25 protein-coding genes and 2 pseudogenes are annotated in these 25,880 nt (G+C 31.7%); 12 read left to right on the top strand and 15 right to left on the bottom strand.

Annotated features, from left to right (window positions below):
* Together Q0C22_RS00210 and Q0C22_RS00215 are read right to left on the bottom strand one after the other, a co-directional pair.
* Positions 1–248, bottom strand: a 248-nt coding sequence (locus Q0C22_RS00210; RefSeq protein ID WP_291490085.1) for an ATP-binding cassette domain-containing protein, incomplete at its 3' end; no start/stop codon positions are given.
* Positions 241–1,248 carry an iron ABC transporter permease gene (locus tag Q0C22_RS00215; protein WP_291490086.1) on the bottom strand — a complete coding sequence of 336 codons (1,008 nt, stop codon included), beginning with the start codon at positions 1,246–1,248 and terminating at the stop codon, positions 241–243. The genes Q0C22_RS00215 and Q0C22_RS00210, both read right to left, overlap by 8 nt.
* Before the next feature lie 116 nt (positions 1,249–1,364).
* Between Q0C22_RS00215 and Q0C22_RS00220 the strand changes: the two genes are divergently transcribed.
* Positions 1,365–2,435 (top strand): NADH:flavin oxidoreductase/NADH oxidase, encoded by a 1,071-nt coding sequence (locus Q0C22_RS00220; RefSeq protein WP_291490087.1) that lies wholly within the window; start codon positions 1,365–1,367, stop codon positions 2,433–2,435.
* 61 nt (positions 2,436–2,496) lie between these two features.
* Positions 2,497–3,860 (top strand): annotated as a pseudogene (gene gdhA, locus Q0C22_RS00230) (NADP-specific glutamate dehydrogenase).
* 86 nt (positions 3,861–3,946) lie between these two features.
* Here the strand turns inward: gdhA and Q0C22_RS00235 are convergent.
* The 6 genes from Q0C22_RS00235 to Q0C22_RS00260 are packed head-to-tail and all read right to left on the bottom strand — an operon-like array spanning position 3,947 to position 8,975.
* Entirely contained in the window at positions 3,947–5,158 is a 1,212-nt protein-coding gene (locus tag Q0C22_RS00235) for a hypothetical protein (protein WP_291490090.1), read from the bottom strand.
* A 9-nt stretch (positions 5,159–5,167) separates the two neighbouring features.
* A complete protein-coding gene (locus tag Q0C22_RS00240) occupies positions 5,168–5,899 on the bottom strand; it encodes a FeoA family protein (RefSeq protein WP_291490091.1) in 732 nt (243 codons plus the stop codon).
* 9 nt (positions 5,900–5,908) lie between these two features.
* Entirely contained in the window at positions 5,909–7,900 is a 1,992-nt protein-coding gene (gene feoB / locus Q0C22_RS00245) for a ferrous iron transport protein B (protein ID WP_291490092.1), read from the bottom strand.
* A complete protein-coding gene (locus Q0C22_RS00250; RefSeq protein ID WP_291490093.1) occupies positions 7,897–8,118 on the bottom strand; it encodes a FeoA domain-containing protein in 222 nt (73 codons plus the stop codon). Before Q0C22_RS00250 ends, feoB begins: the two co-directional genes overlap by 4 nt.
* 4 nt (positions 8,119–8,122) lie before the next feature.
* Positions 8,123–8,767, bottom strand: coding sequence for a DtxR family transcriptional regulator (locus Q0C22_RS00255; protein ID WP_291490094.1), 645 nt, complete (start codon positions 8,765–8,767; stop codon positions 8,123–8,125).
* Complete coding sequence (locus tag Q0C22_RS00260; RefSeq protein ID WP_291490095.1) at positions 8,751–8,975, bottom strand: hypothetical protein; 225 nt, start codon at positions 8,973–8,975, stop codon at positions 8,751–8,753. Before Q0C22_RS00260 ends, Q0C22_RS00255 begins: the two co-directional genes overlap by 17 nt.
* 137 nt (positions 8,976–9,112) lie before the next feature.
* On the opposite strand from Q0C22_RS00260, the gene Q0C22_RS00265 reads away from it, so the two are divergent.
* Genes Q0C22_RS00265 through Q0C22_RS00285 form a run of 5 tightly spaced genes read left to right on the top strand, consistent with a single transcriptional unit; the run spans position 9,113 to position 11,912 of the window.
* The gene (locus Q0C22_RS00265; protein WP_291490096.1) at positions 9,113–9,592 is read left to right on the top strand and encodes a hypothetical protein; all 480 of its coding nucleotides are present in this window, start codon (positions 9,113–9,115) and stop codon (positions 9,590–9,592) included.
* 11 nt (positions 9,593–9,603) lie between these two features.
* Positions 9,604–9,954 (top strand): DUF2116 family Zn-ribbon domain-containing protein, encoded by a 351-nt coding sequence (locus tag Q0C22_RS00270; protein ID WP_291490097.1) that lies wholly within the window; start codon positions 9,604–9,606, stop codon positions 9,952–9,954.
* 48 nt (positions 9,955–10,002) lie between these two features.
* Positions 10,003–10,395, top strand: coding sequence for a TOBE domain-containing protein (locus Q0C22_RS00275; protein WP_291490098.1), 393 nt, complete (start codon positions 10,003–10,005; stop codon positions 10,393–10,395).
* Complete coding sequence (gene modB, locus Q0C22_RS00280; RefSeq protein ID WP_291490099.1) at positions 10,388–11,062, top strand: molybdate ABC transporter permease subunit; 675 nt, start codon at positions 10,388–10,390, stop codon at positions 11,060–11,062. The genes Q0C22_RS00275 and modB overlap by 8 nt, the downstream gene beginning before the upstream one ends.
* Positions 11,049–11,912 carry a sulfate/molybdate ABC transporter ATP-binding protein gene (locus Q0C22_RS00285; protein WP_291490100.1) on the top strand — a complete coding sequence of 288 codons (864 nt, stop codon included), beginning with the start codon at positions 11,049–11,051 and terminating at the stop codon, positions 11,910–11,912. Before modB ends, Q0C22_RS00285 begins: the two co-directional genes overlap by 14 nt.
* On the opposite strand, the gene cobO is transcribed toward Q0C22_RS00285, so the two are convergent.
* Genes cobO through Q0C22_RS00320 form a run of 7 tightly spaced genes read right to left on the bottom strand, consistent with a single transcriptional unit; the run spans position 11,913 to position 22,058 of the window.
* Positions 11,913–12,437, bottom strand: a complete 525-nt coding sequence (gene cobO / locus Q0C22_RS00290; protein WP_291490101.1) for a cob(I)yrinic acid a,c-diamide adenosyltransferase — start codon at positions 12,435–12,437, stop codon at positions 11,913–11,915.
* A gap of 2 nt (positions 12,438–12,439) precedes the next feature.
* Entirely contained in the window at positions 12,440–14,443 is a 2,004-nt protein-coding gene (locus Q0C22_RS00295; RefSeq protein ID WP_291490102.1) for an LUD domain-containing protein, read from the bottom strand.
* Positions 14,440–17,814, bottom strand: a complete 3,375-nt coding sequence (gene dnaE, locus Q0C22_RS00300; protein ID WP_291490103.1) for a DNA polymerase III subunit alpha — start codon at positions 17,812–17,814, stop codon at positions 14,440–14,442. Before dnaE ends, Q0C22_RS00295 begins: the two co-directional genes overlap by 4 nt.
* A 3-nt stretch (positions 17,815–17,817) precedes the next feature.
* Positions 17,818–18,285 (bottom strand): shikimate kinase, encoded by a 468-nt coding sequence (locus Q0C22_RS00305; RefSeq protein ID WP_291490104.1) that lies wholly within the window; start codon positions 18,283–18,285, stop codon positions 17,818–17,820.
* Positions 18,282–19,436: a chorismate synthase gene (gene aroC, locus Q0C22_RS00310; protein ID WP_291490105.1), complete on the bottom strand. Its 1,155-nt coding sequence runs from the start codon at positions 19,434–19,436 to the stop codon at positions 18,282–18,284. The genes Q0C22_RS00305 and aroC overlap by 4 nt, the downstream gene beginning before the upstream one ends.
* A complete protein-coding gene (locus Q0C22_RS00315; RefSeq protein ID WP_291490106.1) occupies positions 19,429–21,768 on the bottom strand; it encodes a Lon protease family protein in 2,340 nt (779 codons plus the stop codon). The genes aroC and Q0C22_RS00315 overlap by 8 nt, the downstream gene beginning before the upstream one ends.
* A gap of 8 nt (positions 21,769–21,776) precedes the next feature.
* A complete protein-coding gene (locus Q0C22_RS00320) occupies positions 21,777–22,058 on the bottom strand; it encodes a hypothetical protein (protein ID WP_291490107.1) in 282 nt (93 codons plus the stop codon).
* Positions 22,059–22,215: 157 nt separating this feature from the next.
* On the opposite strand from Q0C22_RS00320, the gene pilM reads away from it, so the two are divergent.
* The 5 genes and pseudogenes from pilM to Q0C22_RS00345 form a co-directional block, all read left to right on the top strand.
* A complete protein-coding gene (gene pilM / locus Q0C22_RS00325; protein ID WP_291490108.1) occupies positions 22,216–23,214 on the top strand; it encodes a type IV pilus biogenesis protein PilM in 999 nt (332 codons plus the stop codon).
* The gene (locus Q0C22_RS00330; protein ID WP_291490109.1) at positions 23,211–23,735 is read left to right on the top strand and encodes a PilN domain-containing protein; all 525 of its coding nucleotides are present in this window, start codon (positions 23,211–23,213) and stop codon (positions 23,733–23,735) included. The genes pilM and Q0C22_RS00330 overlap by 4 nt, the downstream gene beginning before the upstream one ends.
* 2 nt (positions 23,736–23,737) lie before the next feature.
* Entirely contained in the window at positions 23,738–24,340 is a 603-nt protein-coding gene (locus Q0C22_RS00335; RefSeq protein WP_291490110.1) for a type 4a pilus biogenesis protein PilO, read from the top strand.
* Positions 24,337–24,759, top strand: a complete 423-nt coding sequence (locus Q0C22_RS00340) for a hypothetical protein (protein ID WP_291490111.1) — start codon at positions 24,337–24,339, stop codon at positions 24,757–24,759. The genes Q0C22_RS00335 and Q0C22_RS00340 overlap by 4 nt, the downstream gene beginning before the upstream one ends.
* Positions 24,756–25,880 (top strand): annotated as a pseudogene (locus Q0C22_RS00345) (hypothetical protein); the annotation flags it as partial. The gene Q0C22_RS00340 and the pseudogene Q0C22_RS00345, both read left to right, overlap by 4 nt.

Below are 25,880 nucleotides of genomic sequence, written 5' to 3' on the forward strand. Positions count from 1 at the left end.
CTTTCTTGAGAAACTAAAGATACTTTTTTTGCCAATTGTTTTTTCGAATAAGAATCTAATGGTTTATTTTCAAGTAAAATACTGCCTTTTTTTGGTTTTAGCAAGCCAGCAAGCAAAAGCAATAAAGTAGTTTTACCGACCCCATTTGGTCCCACTATTGAGTAAAATTTATCTTTTTGTATATTTAAGTTAATATTTTCTAAAATTGGTTTAGTATATGAAAATCCCATATTGTTGATTTTATACAAATTTTTTCACCTTTATTTTGTAAATGTACAAAAAAAATGGACCACCAATAAGACCTGTTAAAACACCAATAGGTATTTGAAATGAAAAACTTCTAGAAAAAGTATCCGCTATTAAAAGTAATAGTGCACCAAGTAAAACTGAATAAATTGAAAGTAATCTGTTTTTTGGTCCTATTATAAATCTTACAATATGTGGTACGATTAATCCAATAAAGCCAATAATGCCAGACGAGCTAACGCAGACAGCGGTAAGTAATGTAGCTAAAATCAAAGCGATAAATCTTATTTTGACAACATTTACGCCTAAACTCTGAGCCGAGAGTTCATTTAGAGAAATTATATCAAGCTCATCTGCCCAGAAAAAGGCAAAAAACCATACAATTGTAAGTACAAGAAACAAAATACGTATATTTTGCCACTTACTTGAATCAAAGCTACCCATGAGCCAGAACATAATGTATGCAACATCTTTTGATGCCAGGTAATCAAGTAAAGCTATAGCGGACGAAAAAATCGTAGCCACTATTATACCAGAAATAATTAAATTGATACTTGATAGATTTGATTTAAAGCCTGCTACGTAAAGAACAATAACAAGTGATAAAACTGACCCCAAAAATGCAAATAATGAAACAGAAAATGCACTTATATAAAATAAATTTAATATAAAAGCAAGCGTAGCACCAAAAGCGGCGCCACTTGCTGCTCCCAATGTATATGAATCAGCCAATGGATTTAAAAGTACTGCTTGAAAAATAACACCGCAAAGTGATAAACTTGCACCCACAAGCATTGCGCTTAGAATTCTTGGCAGTCTTAAGTTTAAGAGCACATATTTATCTGTAAAACTTACCTTATTGTGTGTATTAAACATTTGATTTTCAAAGATTTCGATAATTTTTTTTGCACTTATATGAACATCTCCTAACCCCAAAGACCAAAAAAAAGCTATTACAAGCAGTGCAACCAAAACTATTAAATAAACTTCTTTTCTTTTCATACACACAAAGTGTATTAAAATTTGTATTTTTATCAAGAAAAAGTTTTGGCGTTGTTTTTTGGTGAATGTTGTATATATTTTAGATAGTTTATAGCTAACTTTAAAAAGGGGGTTTTATGAAAAATTTATTATTTTCGCCTATTACAATTAGAAACGTTAATTTTAAAAATCGCGTTTTTATGTCGCCAATGTGTCAATATAGTGCTCAAAATGGTCTTGTTAATCAATGGCATATTACACATTATTTATCAAGGGCAATTGGCGGTGTGGGTGCTATAGTTATAGAAGCAACGGCAGTAGAACCCAGAGGTCGAATTACTCCATTTGATCTGGGATTATATAACAATGAGCAAAAAAATGCATTTTTAGAATTAATTAATATAATTAAAAAATTTAGCCCAGATACTAAAATTGGTATTCAGCTTGCACATGCTGGAAGAAAAGGTTCAAAAGATAAACCATGGCTAGGTGAAAAACTTCTAACAAAACAAGAAAATGGATATGATACAATAGCACCAAGCCAAATTGCATTTGATGAAAATTCTTCTATGCCGAAACAAATTAACAAACAGGAACTCGATTTTGTTAAAGAAAGTTTTATTAAATCAGCCAAAATGGCAAAAGAAGCAGGGTTTGATTTTATTGAACTTCATATGGCGCACGGTTATTTATTGCATGAATTTTTGTCACCATTATCAAATCAAAGAGAAGATGAGTATGGCGGGAGTTTAGAAAATAGAATGCGTTTTCCACTAGAGATAGCAAAATCTGTTAGGGAGGTTGTTGAAATCCCGTTATTTGTAAGAATATCTGCAACAGATTGGGCAAAAGATGGATGGGATTTAGAAAGCTCTATTGAATTTTCAAAGCAACTAAAACTATTAGGCGTAGATTTGATGGATGTATCAAGTGGCGGTCTTGTGCCATACGCTCAAATAGATTCAGATTTTGGCTATCAGACTTATTTTAGCTACAAAATAAAGCATGAGGCAGATATTCTTGTATCTGCTGTAGGTTTAATTGCAGATGCTTATCAGGCCGAGCATATACTTTCAAGTAAGCAAGCTGATATCGTAGTTATGGGCAGAGCGTTACTTTCTGACCCATATTGGTGTTTGCATGCAGCTAAAGTGCTTAATGTAGATATTGATTGGCCACAACAGTATTTAAGGGCAAAACATATTTAAAACTTGACGAAATATATATAATAAGTTACTATTATGAAATAAATTTTTAATTGGAGGTAGTATGGGCAGTAGTTGGGCAACAATTGATATTGAACAAAGAGTACAAGAAATATACAATGAGGTTGTAAGAAAAAATCCTGCTGAGCCTGAATTTCATCAGGCAGTAAGAGAAGTTTTTTTTCTATTATTCCTCTTTTGAAGAAAAATCCTATATATTTAGAAGAAAAATTAATGGAACGTATTGTAGAGCCGGAAAGACAAATTGTGTTTCGCGTACCGTGGGTTGACGATAAAGGCGAAATACATGTAAATAGAGGTTTTAGAATAGAGTTTAACAGCGCACTTGGTCCTTATAAAGGTGGATTAAGATTTCATCCATCAGTAAATTTTGGTGTGATTAAGTTTTTAGGTTTTGAGCAAATATTTAAAAATTCTCTTACAGATTTACCAATTGGTGGTGCAAAAGGTGGAGCGGATTTTGACCCAAAAGGAAAATCTGACAAAGAAATAATGCTTTTTTGTCAAAGTTTCATGACTGAACTTTACAGGCACCTAGGAGAAAATACAGATGTTCCGGCAGGGGATATTGGTGTGGGTTCAAGAGAAATTGGATATTTATTTGGTCAGTACAAACGTATCACAAATAAATTTGAAGCGGGTGTAATAACGGGAAAAGGTTTAAGGTACGGTGGTTCTTCAGTTAGAACTGAGGCAACTGGTTACGGGCTTGTTTTTTTTGTTGATGAAATGCTAAAAACAATTAATGAAACATTTGAAGGTAAAACTTGTGTGGTTTCTGGTTCTGGTAATGTTGCAATCTATACTGTTGAAAAGATTCACCAATTAGGCGGAAAAGTTATAGCTGTATCTGATTCCGATGGATATATATATGATAAAGAAGGTATTGATTTAGATTTACTCAAACAATTAAAAGAAGTTGAAAGAAGGCGCATAAAAGACTATATACCTTATCATAAACAGGCAATTTATAAACCAAACGGAAATATCTGGGAAATCCCTTGTGATATAGCGCTACCTTGTGCAACACAAAACGAGCTTGATGAAAATGATGCAGAGTCTCTTGTAAAAAACGGCGTTATTGCTATAGCAGAAGGTGCAAATATGCCATGCACACCTGCAGCTATCAGGGTGTTTGAAAAGGCAAAAGTATTGTTTGGTCCAGGTAAAGCTGCAAATGGAGGTGGTGTTGCTACATCTGCATTAGAGATGGAGCAAAACGCTGGCAAAACCAGATGGGATTTTGAGTACACAGAAAATAAGCTAAAAAAAATAATGCAAGGCATTTTTAGGCGTTGTTCACAAGCTGCTATAGAGTATGGATTTCCAAATAATTATATAGTTGGCGCAAACATAGAAGGCTTTAAAAAAGTAGCTGATGCAATGATTGAACAAGGCATTGTATAAAAAAAGGCTTTGTAATTATAAGTGCAGCGAAGAACCCCACCGCTTTAGAATGCTAGGAGATTCTTCGCTGATGCTTAATGACTGGTTTAGAAATTGTATTGAGCGCTCAAGAATACCTGATTTGCTGTTGCGTTTTTTAGTTCATCGTGTTTTGGGCAGTAGAATTGTGTTTTAAAGTTATCGTATTCAAGTTTTAGCGTGGTTGATTTTGTTAAATTGAAAGAGATGCCAATAAACTTGCCATCTGCAGATTGTATGTTGGCGTTGTGTAATTCATTCATGAAGTTTACCTTGTCAAAGCCTCCATATATGCCCCATGCATCATTTAGGGCAATATTAGCTTCTATGTTGTATGCCCTAAGTCTTCTGGCGTTTAAATTGTCTGTATATCCACGTGGCACTTCTGTTTCCATACCTAACTTATTTATTGCTTCAATTAAGCCAACATAGTGTGTTGAACCTTTGCCGTATAGGAATTCCGATTGCAATGTAACCATCTTTATTGGAAGCTGCACGCCTATCCCGTAAATGTAGGGCCAGTGAGATTCGCTGTTTTGAAAGTAGACTTTTTGTGTTTCAAAAAATCCGTAAATTCTTGATTTTTGCTGTAAAAAAGGGAATTCTAGAGCTAATTTTGCTCCAATTCCCGGCATTTTTATAGAGATATTTTTTTCTTCTTGTTCTTCGTCTCTAAACATATACGGGTAAACATTTTCAATTGCAATGGCTGGTGTTAGACTTATTGATCCAAGGTCAAAGCTGCCTTCAAGCCTTATTTGGCTTACGCCTTCTGGTCTTGTTTTATCAAATCCAGGCATTGCATAGTAGTTATCTGAAAATGTATTTAATTCACCCAGCGGTTCATCCTGTCCAATTAAAAGTTTTAGGTTATCGGATAATTTGTATGCAAAGTATGCTTTTAGCAAGATAAGAGTATTTTTGTCTCCTTCAAAATCTGATTCAATATTTGCAGATATTTTATCAGATTCTATATCAAGACCAAGCGTCGTAGAGCCCACATACGAGTTAAATGTTGTTAGGTCGGATTTTCTAATTGCAGTATTGGCTGGATAACCTTCTGCGTAGTTGCCATTTCCCCAAACAAAATATTGTTTTATTGAGCCATAAAGAGATAATTTTGTATCATCGCTTGAGGTAACACTACCTGCAAAAGACATTACCGGCAAAAATAAAAATAGCATAAATGATAAAACTTTTAATACACAACCATTGCAACTTTTTATATACACTAACAGGTTTCCTTTTAAAACCTTTAAGCCAAATATTTTGCAGTCCATTCATTCCTCCTATTCAACAGGTTTGACTTTAATTTTTTGAGTTATGCCATGACCAATTGAAACCCTTTTACCTTCAACTAAAAAGTGAAAATTGCAACCTGTATGTTTTGCTGGACCAGAAACGGATGTTTTTGAGACAAGCTTTATAGTTTTGCCTACCTGTATGCCTGCATCTTTTAGTCTTTCTTCCAGTGCAATTCCGCTTATTATGTATTCAAGTTTGCCTTCGTCGCCTGTTTTGAGTTGTGGTAGTTGGAGGATTTTTTCGCCTGTTTTTATCAAAAGCATTGAGGCCTCGCCTGTGCAAAGCTCAACCAATTGTCCATTGCACTCTATATTGTATGTTTCATCTGTTAGGTGTCCTTTTACCTTTATGTTTATATTTTCTTTTAAGCCGATTTTGTCTAAGCCTTCTTTTACCTTTTTGCCGCACTCAAAACTTTTAATAATCCCTGTGTCGTTTGCTTCAAGCTCCAGGAGATTTTTTTTAGCGCCATATGCTTCGACAATTATCTTTTCTGCAATACCCTGACTTAAGATAACCTCCTTAGAACCAAACTCTACTGCTAGCGGTCCGTGATGTTCATGAATTACGCTTGGTTCTAAAACTAATATTTTACCTTCTTCTACACCTTCATCTTTGAGATAGTCTTTTAGTTCTCTACCTCCTTCAATCTTTACCACTTCAAACTTAGTGTGACCATTTTGCAAAAATTCGCTTAAAGCTTTTACTTCAGACATAAAAACCTCCTATAAAATTGATCCTATCTGGTAAATTAAAGTTGCACTAATCCATCCAACGAATAAACTGTAAAAAACGCTAAAAGCAGTCCACTTTAATGAATTTGTTTCCTTGTAAATTACACCAATTGTTGCAATGCAGGGAATATAGAGCAAACTCATTACCATAAAAGCATAAGCACTCAGCGGGCTAAATAGGTGAGGTAGCGCTATAGATAGTTTATCTTCGCCACCAAAGAGTGTTCCCATTGTGCCAACAACGGTTTCTTTGGCTAAAAGTCCAAAAATTAAAGCTACCGCTGCTTGCCAGAACCCAAACCCAGATGGTGATAGAATAGGTGCAAAAAACTTACCTAAAGCGCCTACAAATGATTGCTCACTTGCATATTTTACGCCAAATGGTAGACTTGATAGCAACCACACCAAAATAACGCCAAGTAGAATAATTGTACCAGCTTTTTTTAAAAATTCTCTTGATCGTTCCCATGCATGCAACAAGACGGCTTTTATTGTAGGCATTCTGTAGATAGGAAGCTCCATTATCAAAAACGATACTTTACCTTTAAGTTGTGGTATTGTGCTTCTGAATAATTTTGCACTCAATATTGCCACGATTATACCTAAAGCATAAAGTGAAAAAATAATAAGGCCGGGATGGTTTTCTTTGAAAAAAATTCCAGTAAACAAAACATATATAGGCAAGCGTGCAGTACAGGAAATAAAAGGATTTATAAGTATGGTAAGTAATCTATCTTTTTCATCAGCAATTGTGCGCGTTGCCATAATAGCTGGTACATTGCATCCAAAACCCAGTATCAAAGGTATAAAAGCCCTACCTGGAAGTCCTATGCTATGCATCAGTCTATCCATAACAAAAGCTGCTCTTGCCATATAGCCAACATCTTCCAAAAACGATAAAAATAAAAACAAAATCAGTATATTGGGTAAAAATACAATTACCGTGCCAACGCCTCCAATGAGTCCATCTTTTACAAATGATTGCAAAAGCGGGTTATGGATGTATTGGGATAGTGTATCGCCAGACCACCCAAAAAATTGCTCTATGTAGTCTGCAAAAAAACCACCTATTTTAAATGTAGCTTCAAAAACTATAAGCATTGCAATAGCAAAAAGCGGTATACCCAGATATCTGTTCGTTACAATTTTGTCTATTTTATCCGATGTTGTTAGTCTATCTTCGATGCTTACTAAATGTTTTGTTGAATTTTTTACAACGCCTTCTATTAGACCATACCTCTTTTCAATAATTTCTGTTTCTAAATCAGGGTATATTTTTTCAAGGCTGTTTATTTCAAGCAAAGCATTTTCTATAATACTGTCTTTATTTAGTTTTTTTAGCTCTTCAATTATCAAAGGGTCTTGCTCTAATAGCTTTATGGACAAAAAACGCTTGTTGTATGCCAAATTGGTGCCGTTTAGTAGGCTATTTAGCTTGTCTATTGAGCGCTCAATATCTGACCCGTAGTCAACAAAAAGCGGTTCTTGCTCATAGTGAAGTTCATCAAATATTGCTTCTTTTAGTTCGCCAATACCTATTTTTTTTGTAGCTGAGGTTTTAACAACGCGTGTTTTAAGACTGGAAGATAGTTTTGTTGTATCGATTTCCAATTTATCTTCTATTAGATCTATCATATTTAACACAAGTAATGTTTTGACTCCAAGTTCTTTCAGCGATACAAACAAATACAAATTTCTTACTAAATTTGTAGAATCTACAATGCAAACAACTAAATCTGGTTTTTCTTTTACTATAAAGTCTCGTGCTATGCGTTCATCTATGGAATTTGCACTTAAGCTGTAAATACCTGGTAAATCTACTACATTAATTTGTGCGTCAAGGTATGTGAATTTACCTTCTTTTTTTTCTACTGTAACACCAGGCCAGTTGCCAACATGTGCGCTTGAGCCAGTTAGTTCGTTAAATATGGCTGATTTTCCTACATTTGGATTGCCGATTAAGGCAACTGTAAAGCTTTTCATGCAACCTCCTTAATTATAATCTTTGAAGCCAGACCTTTGCCTAAAGCATACTTTGAACCGTTTATTGCAATAATTATAGGTCCTTTTGCGTTATAGATTACCTTCAGCCTTGCACCTGGTACTAAACCCATTTCTAAAAATTTTGTGTACGATCCATGACCGCCTTCTATTCTTACAACTTCATACTCAGCATTTTCATCTGCTAAAATTAGTGACATAATTTCACCTCTCAACAATTATTTTCTCCGCCTCGTCTTTTCTTAGTGTTAAATGATATCCAAGAAGCGTTACCTCAATTGGATCTCCAAGAGGTGCGACTTTTTCTACTTTAATCTGCACACCTGGCGTTGTACCCATAGAAAGCAATTTGCTTTTTATTGGAGAGTTTTCTATTTTGACAATTTTAGCTGTTTCGCCCACATTAATCTCGTTTAACTTCATATATGCCTCCCTTTTTGCAAATTTATCAAATTGTTCTTTAATAAGCGGATTTGCTGCTAAAAAATCTGTTAACTTTATAAATTGTTCATAAGTTTGTTTGGATAAATCATGTTCAAGTTTGTGAGCGTCTATAATTGCTATATCTTCTGGAATTCCCAGCGTAAAAGTTAAAAATCTTAGTATATTTTTTTTGCGCTCAAGTAAATTTTTTGCAAGTTCAATACCGTAATCTGTAAGCGTTATATAACCGTATTTTTCATGGTTAATAATATTTTTTTCTGCAAGCGTTTTTATTGCACTAACAACTGTAGGTAAACTTACATTTCTTGTTTGGGCTATATCTTTTATACGGGCAACTGTACTTTTTGTTGTGTGCTCTAAGATATCAAGCAAGTAATCTTCTTGCGTTTCACTTAAGTAAACCATTTTGCCTCCTTTTTTTGCAGATATTTTTTGTAAAACATACTGAACAATTTTTTATTGATTTTGAATTCAAAAAATATACTTTATCTTTTTTTGATAAATCAAATATTATTTTAATCAAAGCTTCTGGCTTTAAATTTGTTTTTTTCAATAAATCATTGAATGTTATGCCTTTTTGTTTGTGCAATAAATGCATTATATACTCTCTCATAAAACCTCCAAGATAGAATCATAAAATAATATTAGATAAATCTAACAATTTGTCAAGCAAAAAATTTTATGCTAAATTGTCAAAAAAATTTAAAAAATTCGTTTTTATGTGTGAAAATACTTTAAGGATGTGGAATTGTGAAAAGGTTTATCGTGTTTTTAGCATTGTGTCTGATTTTTGTAGGCAGGGCTTTTGGAGATGATCTTAGTTTGGTTAAAAATTCTACGATACAAAGCGGTGCTTGTGATTTGACCGTACATTTGAAAAATGGAGAATTCAAATCAGATTTGCAAAGGTGCTACATAAGTGTATATGATGTGGTTTTTGGTAATCTAAACAATAAAAGAGTTGCGGTGCTTGTAAGCGGTGAAGGTGGTGGCGGTAGCGGTTGTTTTTCTTATGTTAGGGTAATGGAAAAAGTCGGCGGTAAATACAAACAGATTTCAAATAATATAGACTTAGGAGATAGGATAGATTACAAAAAAGCTTATATAAAGGATAATATTTTATATGTTGATTATTATGAGCACGGACCTAACGATTGTATGGCTTGCAAGCCTACTCTTCACAAAATTTTGAGATTAAAACTCATTAACAATAAATTAGTGAAAATATAGGAGGCAAGTAAATGTTTTGTCCAAATTGTGGTACTCAAATACCAGATGATTCAAAATTTTGTCCAAATTGTGGTACAAGATTTGATAAACCTCAAAGTAAAAACACAAATGATTTTCTAAACAGTGTTTTGTTTTTAAAGGAAATGCTTACACCAAAGTTGTTGCAATTTTTTTACTGGTTAAGCTTATTTGGTATTGCGCTTGTAAGTATAGGTATGATGACAAGAGGAGTTTATTTTATCTTAGCTGCTCCAATAGTATTTGTTTTGTTATTTTTGCTTATTAGAGTTTATTTTGAGTTTATTATTGTTGTTTTTAGAATTTATGAGGAACTAAAACAAATAAATGAAAAAACAAATTAGTTTAATTGGCTTGACTGCAAGCGATATATACAATATAATACACCCGAAATGGTAATTAATGAAATTGAAGGTGTATTAGAAAATACGGAATTTTCAAATGGTGTGTACTTTTTTGAAGTTAATGTAAAAGGCGATACTTTTTTTGTTTTGCAGTTACAAAATGGATGCGACAAACTAAATACTGTAAAGTTAAGGTTTCGTGAAAATGATGTAAGTATTGCAAAAAAGACAATCTCAGAAATTAGCATTTCAAATATACACAAGGCTATTGTAAAGAGCATAGAAAATGGCTACTTACTTGCAAGAATTGAGCTTTTATACAAAGATCATCCTATTTATAGTTTAATAACAAACAAATCGCTTAAAAAACTTAATATAAAAGTTAACAACGAAGTTTATTTTTTGGTAAAAGCTATTTCTATAGAGGTTTTATGTGAGTGATTTTTTACTGCCGCTTTACCTGACATTTAAACTTGCAATTATTGCTACAGTGGTGTTATTTTTTATTGGTATTTTCGCTGCATATTTTTTAGCATATACAAAGTCTAAGCTGCGTTTTGTATATGAAGCTTTGGTAAATATACCTTTGTTTTTGCCGCCAATTGTTTTAGGTTTTTATATACTTGTAATTTTTAGTCCTGCTTCGTTTTTGGGTAAAATACTGGAATATTTTGGTATAAAACTTGTATTTAGTTTTTCTGGACTTGTTGTTGGAAGCATTCTCTACAGTTTTCCATTTATGGTAAATCCTCTGGTATCAGGATTTAGAGCTTTACCTAAATCTCTCAAAGAAGCCTCGTATACACTGGGCAAAACAAAACTTGAAACATTCTTTAAGGTTTTATTGCCAAACATGAAGCCGTCTATTTTAAGCGCAATTGTTTTGACATTCGTTCACACAATTGGCGAATTTGGTGTTGTATTGATGATTGGTGGCAATATTCCAGGTGTCACAAAAGTTGCTTCTATAGCTATTTTTGATGCTTCTATGGCACTTAACTACAAATTGGCAAACTTTTACTCGCTTGTTTTGTCATTAGTATCTTTGAGTTTTTTGATGTTTGTATTTTTTATCAATAAAAAATTCGTATCAAATGATAGAAGTTAAGTTAAAAAAGAAACTTTTTACATTTGAATTAAATGTGGATTTAACTATACAAGGAAATGATTTTGTATCAATTTTTGGTCCATCGGGTGCTGGTAAAACCACTATTTTAAGGCTTATTGCAGGCCTTGATAAACCAGATTCTGGCTATATCTATGTTGATGGTAAAGTGTGGTATTCAAGTAAAGACAATATAGATTTGCCGGTCAGGCTACGGAAAATAGGTTTTGTTTTTCAGGATTATGCCTTGTTTGAGAATATGAGTGTGGCAAAAAATGTAGAGTTTGCGCTTGAATCAAAAAAAGATTCTGGATATGTTGATGAGTTGCTTGAACTGGTGCATTTAAAAGAGTATAAAAATGAAAAAATTAGTTTATTGTCTGGTGGGCAAAAGCAAAGACTTGCACTAATTAGAGCTTTAGCTAGAAAACCGAAAGTTTTGCTTTTAGATGAGCCTATGTCTGCTTTGGATTGGTCACTGAGGGCAACATTGCAAGATGAGTTATTGTTTTTGCAAAAAAAATTTAACATTACTGCTATAATGGTTAGCCATGAAATTTCAGAAGTAGCAAAGCTAAGCGATTATATTTTTGTTATAAAAAATGGCAAAATAACAAAGCAGGGCAAACCTCAAGCAATTTTTGATATAGACACAAATAATGTAAATATTTTTGGAACAGTAATTGATAAAAAAGCTAGCGATCTTTTAGGTATACTAAAGGTACTAATAGGAAATAGTATAGTTTATATACCTACAAATAAAAACCAGTTTTCAAATCTATCTATTGGTGACAAAATACTTATAACTACAAAAGCGTTTAATTTTTCTACAAAAAAAATTATACTTGATTAATTATTTTTCTATGCCATCTCTTGCTATTACGCCTTGCGTATAGTAGTGTTTTATTTCTTTCATTTCTGTAACCAAATCAGCTCTATCTATGACTTTTTGCGTTGCATATCTGCCAGTTATTACAAGCTCAGTATTTTGGGGCTTTTTATTAATTAGCTCAATAAGCTCATCATCACTAAAAAGTCCAAAAAACACGGCAATATTTGCTTCGTCCAATACAACAACATCAAAAAGATTCGGGCTATTGGTAAATATATCCATTACATAATTGTACCCATCTTTTGCAGCTTTAATGTCTTCGTCTGAAGGTTTTGAGTGAATAAATTCCGGTCTGCCAAATTGCTTTATTGTGAGGTTTTCAAACCTTGAAAGCGCCTTGTGTTCGCTGTAGGGTAATCCTTTAACAAATTGCACAAACAAAACCTTTAATCCTGCTCCTAAAGATCTTATTGTTAAACCAATTGCTGCGGTTGTTTTACCTTTGCCGTTTCCTGTGTATACTTGTACATAGCCTTTTTCTTTCATATTTAGCCTCCTAAAATTTCGTTCAAATAAGAAACAAAATGCATTACTTTAATATTAAGACCTTTATTTTGTATAAATCCTTGTATTTGCATGATACATCCAGGGCAAGCTGTAATTACAATTTCTGCATCAGTATCAACAATATTGTTTACTTTTTTTTCAACAAGTTTTTTTGATATACTTTTGTGCATTATAGAATAACTTCCAGCAAAACCGCAACACTTATCACTTTCATTTAAATTAACAAATTTTGGCTCTATTTCTTTGATAAATGATTCCAATATCAAAGAAGTTTTAAGTCCCCTAAGTAAATGGCACGGATGATGGTATGTGATTTTTTTGTTAAGTGGTTTTAACTTATTTTTATCTATTTTTTTAAGAAAATAAGAGCCTGCATCAACTAATGCAGCATTTAGGTCTATGCCTGCAAGCTCAAAGTAATCTCTTTCAATCATATGTTGGCAGTGAGGATCCAAAAAAATAACTTCATCATATTGTTCTATCTGGGTTGAAACTTTTTTTGCGCTATTTACAGCTTGAGATTGTTTTCCGTTGTAATAACAAGCAGCTCCACAACAGGCACTCTGTTTGATTACCGAAATATTGGTATTGAGTTTTTTTGCTAAACTTAAACAATCGTTGCCTAAATTATCATAAAAAATGTTCACAGCGCATCCAGCGAATAAACCAATGTTTGATTTTTGTGTTTTTATTAGATCAAATGATTTTTTGTTTGGTTTTGGAAATGCTCTAAAATCAAATCCAAAATACTCATCAAGTGTTTTATTATTAAATTTCATCTGGTCTTTGAATAATTTTGACATAATGCCAATAGATAAGTGCAAAAGAGAATAATTTGTCAGGCTATCCAATATTTTATCTTTAATCAGGCTATTTGTTGGGTTTTTTGATTTAATTTTCAGTATTAGAGATTGTATGGGAATTTTGCTTGAACAAATAGAATCACAAGCCATACAACCAAGGCAATAATTTGCAAACTCTCCAATATCAGGATATTTAGTCAAATATGATAGTAAAACACCAATTGGACCAGCGTACGCATCGCCTCTAAAAGCCAAACCACTTACAGTTGTATATACGCAACATGCATTTTGACATGCACCGCAGCGAATACATTGCAAAATTGGTGAGAATTCATTATTTTTTGATAATTTGCTTCTGCCGTTATCCAGCAGTATTACATGAAATTTGCCAAAAGGTTTTTCAAAACAATCTACATAGGATGTTGATAACTGGGCAGTTGCGGATTTTGGCAAAAAATCAACAATAGTTAATGCTTCTTCAATGTTTTCTACAATTTTGTCTATTCCAATTACACATATATTAATGTTTTTTAGTAAAACATGTTCTACATTTCCTTCATTGCTTACAATAAAAAATAAGCCATCTTTGGTTACAACATTTGATCCAAAAATACCTGCATGAGTATAATTAAAGTATTCTCTAATTTTATTTTTAGAAAATTGAACTAGTTCATCTAAATCACTCGATAAATTTTCACCAAACTTTTCATTAAGCAGGTTTTGGATTTTTTCTTTTGACATATGTATTGCAGGAGCTGTCATATGGGTGCTTGGCTGGTTTGCAATTTGAACAAGCCATTCTCCAAGATCCGTTTCGTAAGCATCTATATTGTTGGTTTTTAAGAATTCATTAAGATGAATTTCTTCTGTTGTTAGTGATTTTGACTTTACAACAGATTTTACATTATTTTTTTTTAGTATATTTAATATAGCATTGCAAGCATCAGTAGTATTTTGTGCATAAACAACATCTATGTTTTTTTTCTTTAAATTTTCGATAAGAGCCTGTGTGTTTGATTCAAGATTTTTTATATTTTTTTGCTTTACTGTTTGTGTTAGATTTTTGTAATGCTCATAGTCAAATATTTCTTCTAAATGTTTTCTTTTTTGAAAATAATTTGTTTCAAGTCTAGATAGGGCGTCCTGCAAGAATTTATCATTTACTAAATCTTCTTCTTTCATGAAGCCAACTCTAATTTTATACCTATATCGTATTTTTTAAGATATTCCAGTAATTCAAAATCGCATTTTAAACTTGATTTTGTTTTAAACAGAGTTTGTTTTGATTGTGGTTTTTTTAAACAGATAAACAATTGAGCATTGCCTGATTTAGCATTTGTTAATTGTTTAATATCTTTGAGTACAGATTCTGCGTGATTCATATTTGAATCAATTACGATGGTAATTTTTGAAATCTGCTTTAGTATTTCTTGCATGGGAATGATCTGTTTGGCTGTAATTGATGTTTTTTCTTCATTTTTTTCAAGTTTTCCAATAATCAAAATAGGTTCAATACTGTTTAATTGTTTAAGCTGATCATATAAGTTTGGAAATACTACAATTTCAATGCTACCATGTAAATCTGAAAAATTAACAAAAGCCATTGTTTGTTTATTTTTTGTATGGATTTCTTTTAAACTTGAAACAACACCTATAAGTTTGATTTCTGATTCATCATTTAAAGTGTCTAATTGTGAAATGTAGTTTATATCAAGCAATTTAATTATACTTTCATATTTTTTAAGTGGATTGTGACTTATAAATACACCCAATAGCTCTTTTTCATACTTTGTGATTTCTTCTTGTGTTGTTGTAATTTGTGGTTGTAAACTAACGGTATTATCCATCCCAAACAAGTCAGTCGAAGATTTTTTTGGGTTTTCTGCCTGTAGAAGTAATTGGTTTCTATTTTTATCGACAAAATCGAAACAGCCACTTTTAATAAGACTTTCTACAACTTTTTTGTTTACTTTTCTTTGATTTACGCGATCTAAAAAATCGGATAAATCTTTAAAAGGACCTTTTTTTCTTTCTTCAATTATGCTTTCGATGGCTGCGTCTCCAACGTTTTTTATAGCTGAAAGGCCAAATCTTATAGCTTTTTTATTTGAATCTTTTTGAGAAACAACAGTAAAATTAGTATAGCTTTCATTTATATCTGGTGGCAAAATCGGTATATTTAGCCTATTGCATTCATCAATATAGATTGCAACTTTGTCTGTATTGTTTGCTTCACTTGTAAGTAAAGCACACATAAAGTAAGCAGGGTAGTGTGTTTTTAGATAAGCAGTTTGATAGGCAATATAGGCGTAAGCAGCAGAGTGTGATTTGTTAAACCCATACCCGGCAAAATACTCCATTAGATCAAAAATACTTTCGGCTTTTTTTTCATCAATACCATTTTTGACGCAACGTTCTACAAATACGCTTCTTTGTTGAGCCATTTTTTCTTTATCTTTTTTACCCATGCTTTTGCGCAAGATATCAGCTTCTGCAAGAGTATATCCTGCCAAAACATTAGCAATTTGCATGACTTGCTCTTGGTATAATATTATGCCATAGGTTTCCTTTAAAATAGGCTCTAATTGTGGCAAGGGGTATTCTACTTTAGAGATACCATGTTTTCTTTCAATAAAATCCTTTACCATACCGCTGCCAAGTGGTCCTGGTCTATAAAGAGCAACCAAAGCTATTAAATCTTCAAAAACGGTGGGTTTAAGTTCGCTTATCAATTTTTGCATACCAGAGCTTTCAAGCTGGAACACACCAAGCGTGGCACCGCTACTAAGCAGTTTGAAAACTTCTTTATCGTTTGTGGGTATGTTTAGTAAATCAAAGTTTTCGTTTTCGTATTTTTTTATCAGTTTAACCGCAAAATCTATAACGGTAAGATTTCTTAAACCCAAAAAGTCAAATTTTATCAGACCAACATCTTCTAAATGTTCTTTGGAAAACTGTGCAATTATGACATCTTCGCCGGCTGGTTTATACAGAGGGCATCTATTGTATATTGGTTCTTGAGAAATAACCACACCTGCTGCATGTTTTGATGCATGACGCTTTAAGCCTTCAAGGGTTTTTGATAAATCAAACAATTCTTGTATTTGCTTATCTTCTTGAATCATCTTTTTTAATTGATCGACTTGATTTATAGCTTCATTAAGCGTTGAATTTGTTGGTATAAGTTTGGCAATTTTATCAGCGCTTGCATAACTAAAGCCCATAACTCTTGCTACATCTCTAATTACGGCTTTTGAAAGCATCGTACCAAATGTTGCAACCTGGGCCACATTGTACTGACCGTATTTGTTTTGAACGTAATTTATGACTTCATCTCTTCGCACAACACAAAAGTCTACATCAACATCAGGCATAGATATTCGCTCTGGGTTTAAAAATCTTTCAAATAGCAAACCATACTTTAGGGGATCTATATCAGTTATCCCAAGACTATAAGAAACAAGGCTTCCAGCTGCTGAGCCTCTTCCGGGCCCAACAGGTATAGAGTGACTTTTAGCATAATTTATAAAATCCCAAACGATTAAGAAGTAACCACTAAAATGCATTTGTTTGATTACATTTAATTCATACTCAAGACGTGCATAATAAATATCCTTTTGGTTTTCAAGATCAAAATTTTTTATGCGTTTTTCAAGACCTTCTTTTGTAAGTTTTTCAAGCATCTCATTGTCTTTTTGCATACTTTCAGAAAAAACTGGATATATTAATTTTCCAAGCTCAAGATCAATTGAGCAATTTTTTGCTATAAGGTAGCTATTATCTGGTGCTTCTTTTAAGTCTTTAAATTTCTCATACATTTCTTCTTGTGTTTTGAAGTAGAATTCCTGCGTTCTCATTTTCATCCTATCTTCTTCGCTTATGAGCCTGTTTGTCTGAATGCAAAGCAGTGCATCCTGGGCTTTTGCATCTGTTTTGTTTAAATAGTGACAATCATTTGTGGCAACTATTGGAGCGTTAATTTCATTAGCAAGTCTAAGTAGCAGTGGCTCTATCTGAGCTTGTTCTGGCAAATCGTGTCTCATAATCTCTATAAAAAAGTTATCTTTACCAAAAATCTCCTGATATTCAAGGCAAGCTTTTTTTGCCGAATCATAGTCATTATTTAAAAGATAATAATTGATCTCACCGTGCAAACAAGCGCTTCCTGCTATTATACCATTTGAGTATTGTCTTAAAAGCTCTTTGTCTATTCTGGGCTTATAGTAGAAACCTTCGGTATAAGAAAATGTAGATAATTTTAGCAAATTTTGGTAGCCTTCATTGTTTTTTGCTAGGAGTGTCAAATGAAAATTACTTTTATTTGATTTATCAAACCTATCTGGTACTAGGTATGCTTCAAATCCGATTATAGGCTTTACGTTATTTTTTGTGCAGGTTTTATAAAAATCAAGCGCTCCAAACATATTTCCATGATCTGTTAGGGAAACGTACTCTTGGTTGTCACTTTTTGCTTTTTCTATCATTGCATTAATTTTTGTTGCACCATCAAGCAAGCTATATTCTGAGTGGTTATGTAAATGCACAAATGCCATATTTCACCTCACAAGTTGTTTTAACTGTTTAATACACGAATCAATTTTATAGTTTTCTATTATGTAATCAGCCTTTTGATAACAGTATTTCCTTTTATTTATAAGTATTTTAGCTTTTTTAAAAAGTGGTCTGTTTTTTTTATCAATTTTAAACAAACGGCTTTTTGGAGCTTTTAAATAAATAACAATACCTTTTTTTTTCATTATATCAATATTATCTTTAAAACAGGGCATTCCGCCGCCTGTTGAGAGGATAAATGGTTCTTTTATATTAATATTTAATAGAATATTGCGTTCTAGTTTTCTAAAAAAATATTCTCCATAAAGTGAAAAGATTTTTTTTATGGGCATTTTTATTTTTTTTTCAATAATTTCATCTGTATCTGCAAATTTCCAATTTAGTTCCCTTGAAAGTACTTTGCCAACGGTAGTTTTCCCGCTTCCCATGAAACCAATTAAAATTAAATTCATTTTGTTTTTAAATACTCTTTATAATTATTCACATTGGTTTTAAATTCGCTCATGCAATCGCCTCCAAATTTTTCCATATATGCATTTAATATTTCAAAAGCAATTGCTGATCTTATTACCACACTTGCCGCACTTGTTGCACAAACATCTGAGCGTTCATAAGCTGATAATTGAGCTTCTTTTGTTTTTACATCCACGCTTTTTAAGCCTTTGCGCGTGGTTGGAATTGGTTTCATATATCCTTTGACAATAATATTTTCCCCATTTGATATACCGCCTTCAATTCCACCAAGGCGATTTGTATAACGTCTGTAGGTTTGAGCTTGGCTATCATAATATATTTCATCTTGCACTTGGCTTGAGTATTTAAATGCGTTTTCGACTCCTTCACCGATACTAACCGCTTTGATGGCCTGCACACTCATAACAGCTAAAGCAATCCTTGCATCAAGTTTTTTGTCCCATTTATAAGAGCCGATTCCAGCAACTACACCTTCCACAATAACTTCAGCAACGCCTCCCAGGCTGTCACCATTTTGTGATGCATAATCAATAATTTTTTTCATTTCAACCAATGCATTTTTGTCTGGACAGAGCAATTCATTGTCTAAGTTGTTTTTAATTTCATCTACATTCGAATAGTCAATGTTAGCTTTTACATTACCAATGGCACTTACAAAATTGTAAAAGTTGACACCTACTTCTTTTAAACATAACTCGCAAATTGCCCCAACAGCTACCCTAATGGCGGTTTGTCTTGCACTTGAACGTTCTAAGCAGTCTCTCATGTCGTTTCTGTCATACTTTAAATATCCTACTAAATCAACATGACCGGGCCTTGGCTTTGTGACTTGTTTTTGGTTTGTATAAGGAGCAAAAGGCGCCATTATATCTTGCCAGTTTTTATAATCGTTGTTAGCTATTTTTAGTGTGATTGGACTTCCTGTTGTCTGACCAAAACGCACACCGCTTAAGATCTCGATTTTATCTTTTTCAATTTTTTGCCTACCTCCTCTGCCATACCCACTTTGTCTTAAACTAAGCAAATTATTAATAAACTCTACATCAATGCTTAAGCCTGCTGGGAGACCATCTATAATAGCACATAAACAATTTCCATGCGACTCGCCCGCATCAAGATAATTAATCATTGTTGTCTTTTAATTGCTTCATTGTCTTTCGAAAAGCCATATCTACTATATAGTGAACTGTTCCTTTTTCGTATCTATTTTTAATAATTTTTCCTGCAGGTTTGCCCATAAAAATTTCTATACAATCGTCTATTGTTTCAACTGTGTATATTTTAAAAACACCTTTTTGCATTGCTTCTAATACATCATCTCTTAAAACTAAATCTTTTTTATTTTGATAAGGAATAACAACACCTGCGTCAGATAAATTACCAGAAATTTTTAATACATCAAAGAAGCCTTCAATTTTTTCATTTACGCCACCTATAGGCTGAACCAAACCATCTTGACTCATCGAACCTGTAACGGCTAAATTATTTTTAACTGGTATTTTTGCAATCGATGACAAAAGAGCTATTACCATGGCTAATGTTGCACTGTCTCCTTCAATATAAGAGTAGGATTGTTCAAAACTAATGGTAGCCTGTAAACTAAGTGGTTTATCGTAGGCATATTTAGAGCCAAGATACCCACCAATAATAAATGATGATTTATCAAATATTTTGCCAGATAATTTGCTTTCAGTTTCTATATTTATTACACCGCCTTTTCCAACATAGGTTTTAGCTACAATTCTATTTGGTCTACCAAAAGAAAAATCACCAATTTGCAAAACGGATAAGCCATTGACCTGACCTATTTTTTCACCTTTCAAATCAAGCAAGATTGTCCCTTCTTTGATCATTTCTTGAATTTTTTCTCTATATAGGTCTTTTATAAATATTTTGTTTTCAATGGTTTGTTGTATGTGTTTATATTCTATGTTATCAGTAGTTAGTGTGTTTGCTTCTTCAATAATATCTATACACTCATCAATTCTAGACCAGATTTTATTTGAGCTTTCGGCTAGTCTAAATGCGTATTTTGCAACTGCTAAAAGGCCATCTTTTGTTGGTATTTTAAGGTTTTTTTGTTTACATAATTTTATTATGTTTGCTAAATATTGATTTATAGTAGAAGTTTTTGCATCTATCATATGATTAAAATTGGTTTTAAGTTTGAATAGATTTTTCATGTCTTCATCGTATTCATACAATAAATCATATAAAAATTCATCACCTATCAGTATAACTTTTATATTCAAATCTATAGGTTCTGGTTTTAGACTTTCTGCTACGTTGGCACCGTATTTATCAAAAGGATCTTCTATTATTAATTGCCTTGATTTTAGTGTTTTTTTAAGACTATCCCATACAAAAGGATTTGTAAGTGCACTCAATGCATCAAGTATTAAAAAACCACCATTATTTTTTACTATCTGGCCTCCAACAATATTTGTAAAATTTGTAACTAGCATACCAAAGTACGCTTGTTTTTCAATTTTTCCAAATAAATTTGAATATGTTGGATTTTGTTCATAATATATTGGAATATCAATATTTGAGTTATCCACAATTACATTAACTTTGTATTCAATATATTTTGAAGGCATGCTTAAAAATGGAAAGGGCTCGTTTTTGCTTGGCAGAAAAATTACTATGTTGTTTATTGTATAATGTTCTACTTCATTTAAATAATCCTCTACGCACTTTATTCCTTCAAACTCAGATTTTATTTTATCAAGTTTTGTGCTTATGATTGATAAACCCATTTCGTCGTTAATTTTTTTTATTTTTTGGATACGCTCTTTTTCTAATTCTCTTGATGCAAACATAAATTCATTTATATGTACTTCCAGTTGTTTTCTTTTTTCTTCAATTTCCTTTTTTATATTAACATCAAGCATGGAAAATTCTTTTTCTGTAATAATTTTACCTTCAAGAACAGGATTTACTACAAGACCAGATGGAGTTGGTTTAATAACAAAATCCAGTTTTGAAGCCTTTGATTCTAATTCTTCAAATATTTGATTTTGTTTTTCGTTATATTCAAGATTAATAGCTTGAATTCTATTTTCATACTCTTTACTTTCAAAAATTGCTGGTATATTTGATACAAGATACTCTACAAATTCGTTCATTCTTGTTGCTAAAATATTTGCTTTGCCTTTTGGCAAAACAAGTAATTTTGGCATTTTTGGATTTTTAAAATTATTTACATAAGCATAATCATATATCTTAAATTCTTTATTGTTGGATAATTCAATAATTTTATCTTTTATATATTCTTTGATTTGTCCCATATCTCCAGATATATATAGATTGTAGTATGGATTTTGCATATCAACAAGCAGTTTTAGTGCACGATTTAAACGTTCTTGTTCAACAAAGTAGTCAGCTTTTTCTTCATCTATATTGTTTGGTATATCTATTCTGAATTCTATTTCTTTAGGTTCAATAATTCTAAATCCCATACAAACTCCTATTTAGTTAGCTTTGTTTTAATAAAGTCAAATGGTAGCTTTGCTTGAAATCTTGTACCATTTGGCAATACTATTCTTGATTCGGAAAGTTTTTCAAATATAAAGTTGTATAATTCTTCTAATTCATCAATATTGACATCAACTGAAATGATTGACACATCTTCATTTAATTCTACAAACCACTCAAAATAAATTATATTTTTTTGTATAAGTAATTCTTTGAAATCCCATCTTTTTGTTTTTTTTAACACAATATCAATATTAAAACGTTTCTCTTTCATATTTTTTAATATATACATTTAAAGAGTAAAAATCAAATTTTAGTTCTAGAACAGAATTTGCTAAAGCTATACAATGAAATTTTGTTTATTTTTTTTGTTGACAATAACAATTGAAGAATGTTAGAATTAAACAACACTTTAGTAAGAAGGTAAGAAAATGGCTGGTAAGAATCTCGTAGGTTTGGATATTGGCTCGAAATTTACAAAGATAGTTCAACTAAAAGAAAAAAGTGGTGTGAAATTTTTGACAAAAGCTCAGCTTATTAGTACACCGCAAGATTTAAACATGGAAGATTCAGTTGCTATGAAAGATTTTCTTTCTTTGCTTGCAACAAGTAATAATTTAAAAAATAAGCCAATTGCCTATGCATTGAATATTTCAGAATGTATAGCAAGATATTTGACAATACCTATGGTAGATGAATCAGAAATTGAACAAGCTGTAATGTGGGAAGCAGAACAATATATTCCTTTTAAGCTAGATAAAGTAAATGTAAATTATCAAATTTTAAATGTTGACCAAAACAATAAGAATTATAAAGTATTAATTGTTGCAGCAAAAAAAGAAAAGATAGAGTTTTTAAAAGAGGTGTTTAGTAAAGCAAAATTAAAACTTGAGTGTATTGATGTTGATATATTTTCTACAATAAATACTTATTTAGAAAACACACCAGAAAAAAATAGGCTTGTATTTATACTAAACATTGGTGCAAAATCAACAAAATTGGCATTATTGGATGGAACTGAGCCTATTTATTTTAGTTATATTGATTTTAGTTTGGATTCAATTGTTCTAGATATTGCTAACAAACTTTCTATTTCAGAATCAGAAAGTTTAAATATGTTATTGTCAAAAAATAAAGATCCTCATTTAATAAGTATTATTGAAAGCAATTTAATAAATTTGCAAAATGAATTATCTAATGTGTTAAATTTTAATTTTTCTCTTTTAGCAGACCGACATATTGACAATTTTGTTTTAGCAGGTGGCGCATGTTCGATTGATGAAATTGCATCTTATCTTGCTACAGTGTTTAATATGGGTGTTGTAAAACTGAATCCGTTTGATACACTAACAATACAGGATCCAAACTTTAATATGGATAATAAATATTTATTCGATGTAGCCTTAGGTTTGGCATTGAGGAAAACATGATAGAGATTAATTTACTTACAAGCATTGGAGAAAAACCAAAACAAAAAGGTTTGAAAGATAATTTTTGGTTAATATTATTGGTTGTAGTTTTGTTTGAGATTGCAGTTATGTTTGGTATTAGTGCTTTTGAGAAATCAAAAATAAAGCACTTGGAAGAAAAAAGAAATTATCTTAGTAATCTCTCAATTAAAATTAAAGTTATTGAAAATGATCAGCAAAAGGCTAACCAGCTTATCAATACAATATCTAAGCTTGAGGATGGGAAAAATTTACCAATTGAAATTTTATATGCATTGTCAGATGCTTTGCCCAGTAATGTATGGTTAACGAGAGTTGAAAAGCAAGCCAATACTTTGAATATTTCAGCGTCAAGCCTGGATATAGATTCTATATCACTTTTTATGAATAATTTACTAAATCAAAAAATTATAAAAGATGTAAGGTTTAATCAAGGCGTAACAAAAACAAATGATCAAAAACAAAATATTTATCAATTTACGCTTATTTGTGAATTGAGGTGATTATGGCCCAAAACAAATTTATTAATAAAAGCTCACTTTCAAGTCAATTTAGTGATATACCACAATCTCAAAAGATTCTTATAGGTGTAATTATAGTAATTGGTTTAGCACTAATATGGTATTTTAGTTATTTTCAAAACCTGTATTCAAAAGCGCAAAAACTTAATTCAGAAATTACTCAGCTTAGTGATTTTGAAAAAAAACTTCCTTTAGAAATGAAAAAGTATGCTATTATAAGTAAAAAATTGCAAAAATACAAAGAAATGTTGCCCGAAAAAGAAGAGATCCCAAAACTGCTTGTTGATATAAATTCTACGATTAAAAAAGTTGGCGTATCGATGAACAGATTTTCACCACAAACAGTAAACACACAAAGCCAGAATGCCACATATTCAACCGTTCCAATACAAATTAGCATAAGCGGTTCTTATAACCAGATCGGCACGGCATTTGAAGCATTAAGTAACATGCCAAGATTGGTTAAAATAGTAGATTTTTCTATTAGTCCATCCAGTAACCCAAATATTCTTAATGTAGATTTTAAAGCAGAAACATATTCATTAAAAAATTCCGAACAAAATAAAAATACCAAGGAATCAAAATGAAAAATTTATTTTTAGGAATTATCTTTACAATCGCTATAGTTTCAGCAACATTTGCATTTAGTGTTTCAAGAGATCCTTTTATGCCTTTAGTTAAATCGCAAAAAACATATTCTAGTTTGCCAAATACTCCAGCAACGATTACACCAGAGTTTACACTTAAAATGGTTATGTGGGGTAGTCTAAAAGGTGCTTTGCTTCAAGATGCCAATGGTATGGTATATGTTGTAAAACAAGGTACAAAAATAGGTCAGATCCAGGTCATTAAAATATTGCCAAACAAAGTTATTTTAAAAACACCAAATGGCATTAAAGAGCTTTCTTTGAAAAATCCTAACAATATAATACTCCAACCCAATAATCAAAATAAATCTGTGCAGGATATATCCAACAAAACACTTTCAAATGAGGTGAAACCATGAATAGAAAATATCTTTTAAGTATCTTATTCTTTTTAATAACCATAAATTATTCTTATGCTTTTCAAAAAGCTACAAGTGTTAATTCATTAAGTTTTGATAACAATAAATGCATAATTAAAGGCAATGGTTATATGTTTTACAAAACGTTTACATTAGAAAAAGACAATACAAAAATTTTAGCTATAGATATTCTTGGCATAAAATCTTATAACCCCGCTATTCCTTCGCTAATATTAGCAAATGATTCTAATGCTGTGAGCTTAATTAAGCTTGCATTACATAATGATAAAAATATTGGTTTAAGGGTAGTTTTTCATCTAAAAGATAATGCCCAATATCAAATTGATAGAAATAATGATACAATTACGGTGGTTTTTAATGAAAATAGCTTACCACAAAATGTAAAGAAAATTGAACACCAAACCGTTTCAAATGAATTACCAAAACAACCTGTAGAATCTCCAGTTGAAGCAATTGCAAATAGCAGCGCTAATTCAAAACAAAATGAAATAGAATCAATAACATCAACCACAATAAGGGATAAAACTCAAGTTAAAATATCTACATCTAAAAAACCTGTCTATGAAGTAAAACACGAGAATGGCAATATTTTAATTACTATTAAGGATGTTGGGCCATCAAAACCTACTATTAATAATTCTTCCAAACTTATAGAAAATATTATAACAGGTATCGAAAATAATGATTACATTGTAAAAGTTCTTACAAACAATGCTAAAATTGATGAAATAGCAAGTTTTGATAGATCGATATTTGTTGTTTTGTCACCACAACAAAATGTTGAGAATCTTAATATTGTTTCAAAAGAACATCAAAAAGAATTTGTAGGCAAAAAAATTTCTTTTGATGTAAGAGATGCAGATTTGCAGGATGTTTTGAGGGTAATTGCGGCAGCTGCAAATTTAAATGTAATGATAGGTGATTCTGTAAAAGGAAAAATTACCATGAGGTTGATGAATATACCATGGGATGAGGCATTAGATTTAATTGCTAAACAACAGGGACTTGTAGTGCAAAGACAAGGTAATGTTCTACTCATAAATTCTGCCTCTGAAGCGGCCAAGCTTACAAAAGAACAGTTAGAAGCTATTACTATGCAG

This window comes from Desulfurella sp., from assembly GCF_023256235.1.
Lineage (GTDB): Bacteria > Campylobacterota_A > Desulfurellia > Desulfurellales > Desulfurellaceae > Desulfurella.

Bases quoted from the DNA above. Each gene is read 5' to 3' on its own strand.
- Q0C22_RS00215 (WP_291490086.1), bottom strand. From the start codon at position 1,248: ATGAAAAGAAAAGAAGTTTATTTAATAGTTTTGGTTGCACTGCTTGTA.
- Q0C22_RS00220 (WP_291490087.1), top strand. From the start codon at position 1,365: ATGAAAAATTTATTATTTTCGCCTATTACAATTAGAAACGTTAATTTT.
- Q0C22_RS00235 (WP_291490090.1), bottom strand. From the start codon at position 5,158: ATGGACTGCAAAATATTTGGCTTAAAGGTTTTAAAAGGAAACCTGTTA.
- Q0C22_RS00240 (WP_291490091.1), bottom strand. From the start codon at position 5,899: ATGTCTGAAGTAAAAGCTTTAAGCGAATTTTTGCAAAATGGTCACACT.
- feoB (WP_291490092.1), bottom strand. From the start codon at position 7,900: ATGAAAAGCTTTACAGTTGCCTTAATCGGCAATCCAAATGTAGGAAAA.
- Q0C22_RS00250 (WP_291490093.1), bottom strand. From the start codon at position 8,118: ATGTCACTAATTTTAGCAGATGAAAATGCTGAGTATGAAGTTGTAAGA.
- Q0C22_RS00255 (WP_291490094.1), bottom strand. From the start codon at position 8,767: ATGGTTTACTTAAGTGAAACGCAAGAAGATTACTTGCTTGATATCTTA.
- Q0C22_RS00260 (WP_291490095.1), bottom strand. From the start codon at position 8,975: ATGAGAGAGTATATAATGCATTTATTGCACAAACAAAAAGGCATAACA.
- Q0C22_RS00270 (WP_291490097.1), top strand. From the start codon at position 9,604: ATGTTTTGTCCAAATTGTGGTACTCAAATACCAGATGATTCAAAATTT.
- Q0C22_RS00275 (WP_291490098.1), top strand. From the start codon at position 10,003: ATGGTAATTAATGAAATTGAAGGTGTATTAGAAAATACGGAATTTTCA.
- Q0C22_RS00285 (WP_291490100.1), top strand. From the start codon at position 11,049: ATGATAGAAGTTAAGTTAAAAAAGAAACTTTTTACATTTGAATTAAAT.
- cobO (WP_291490101.1), bottom strand. From the start codon at position 12,437: ATGAAAGAAAAAGGCTATGTACAAGTATACACAGGAAACGGCAAAGGT.
- Q0C22_RS00295 (WP_291490102.1), bottom strand. From the start codon at position 14,443: ATGAAAGAAGAAGATTTAGTAAATGATAAATTCTTGCAGGACGCCCTA.
- dnaE (WP_291490103.1), bottom strand. From the start codon at position 17,814: ATGGCATTTGTGCATTTACATAACCACTCAGAATATAGCTTGCTTGAT.
- Q0C22_RS00305 (WP_291490104.1), bottom strand. From the start codon at position 18,285: ATGAATTTAATTTTAATTGGTTTCATGGGAAGCGGGAAAACTACCGTT.
- aroC (WP_291490105.1), bottom strand. From the start codon at position 19,436: ATGATTAATTATCTTGATGCGGGCGAGTCGCATGGAAATTGTTTATGT.
- Q0C22_RS00315 (WP_291490106.1), bottom strand. From the start codon at position 21,768: ATGGGATTTAGAATTATTGAACCTAAAGAAATAGAATTCAGAATAGAT.
- Q0C22_RS00320 (WP_291490107.1), bottom strand. From the start codon at position 22,058: ATGAAAGAGAAACGTTTTAATATTGATATTGTGTTAAAAAAAACAAAA.
- pilM (WP_291490108.1), top strand. From the start codon at position 22,216: ATGGCTGGTAAGAATCTCGTAGGTTTGGATATTGGCTCGAAATTTACA.
- Q0C22_RS00330 (WP_291490109.1), top strand. From the start codon at position 23,211: ATGATAGAGATTAATTTACTTACAAGCATTGGAGAAAAACCAAAACAA.
- Q0C22_RS00335 (WP_291490110.1), top strand. From the start codon at position 23,738: ATGGCCCAAAACAAATTTATTAATAAAAGCTCACTTTCAAGTCAATTT.
- Q0C22_RS00340 (WP_291490111.1), top strand. From the start codon at position 24,337: ATGAAAAATTTATTTTTAGGAATTATCTTTACAATCGCTATAGTTTCA.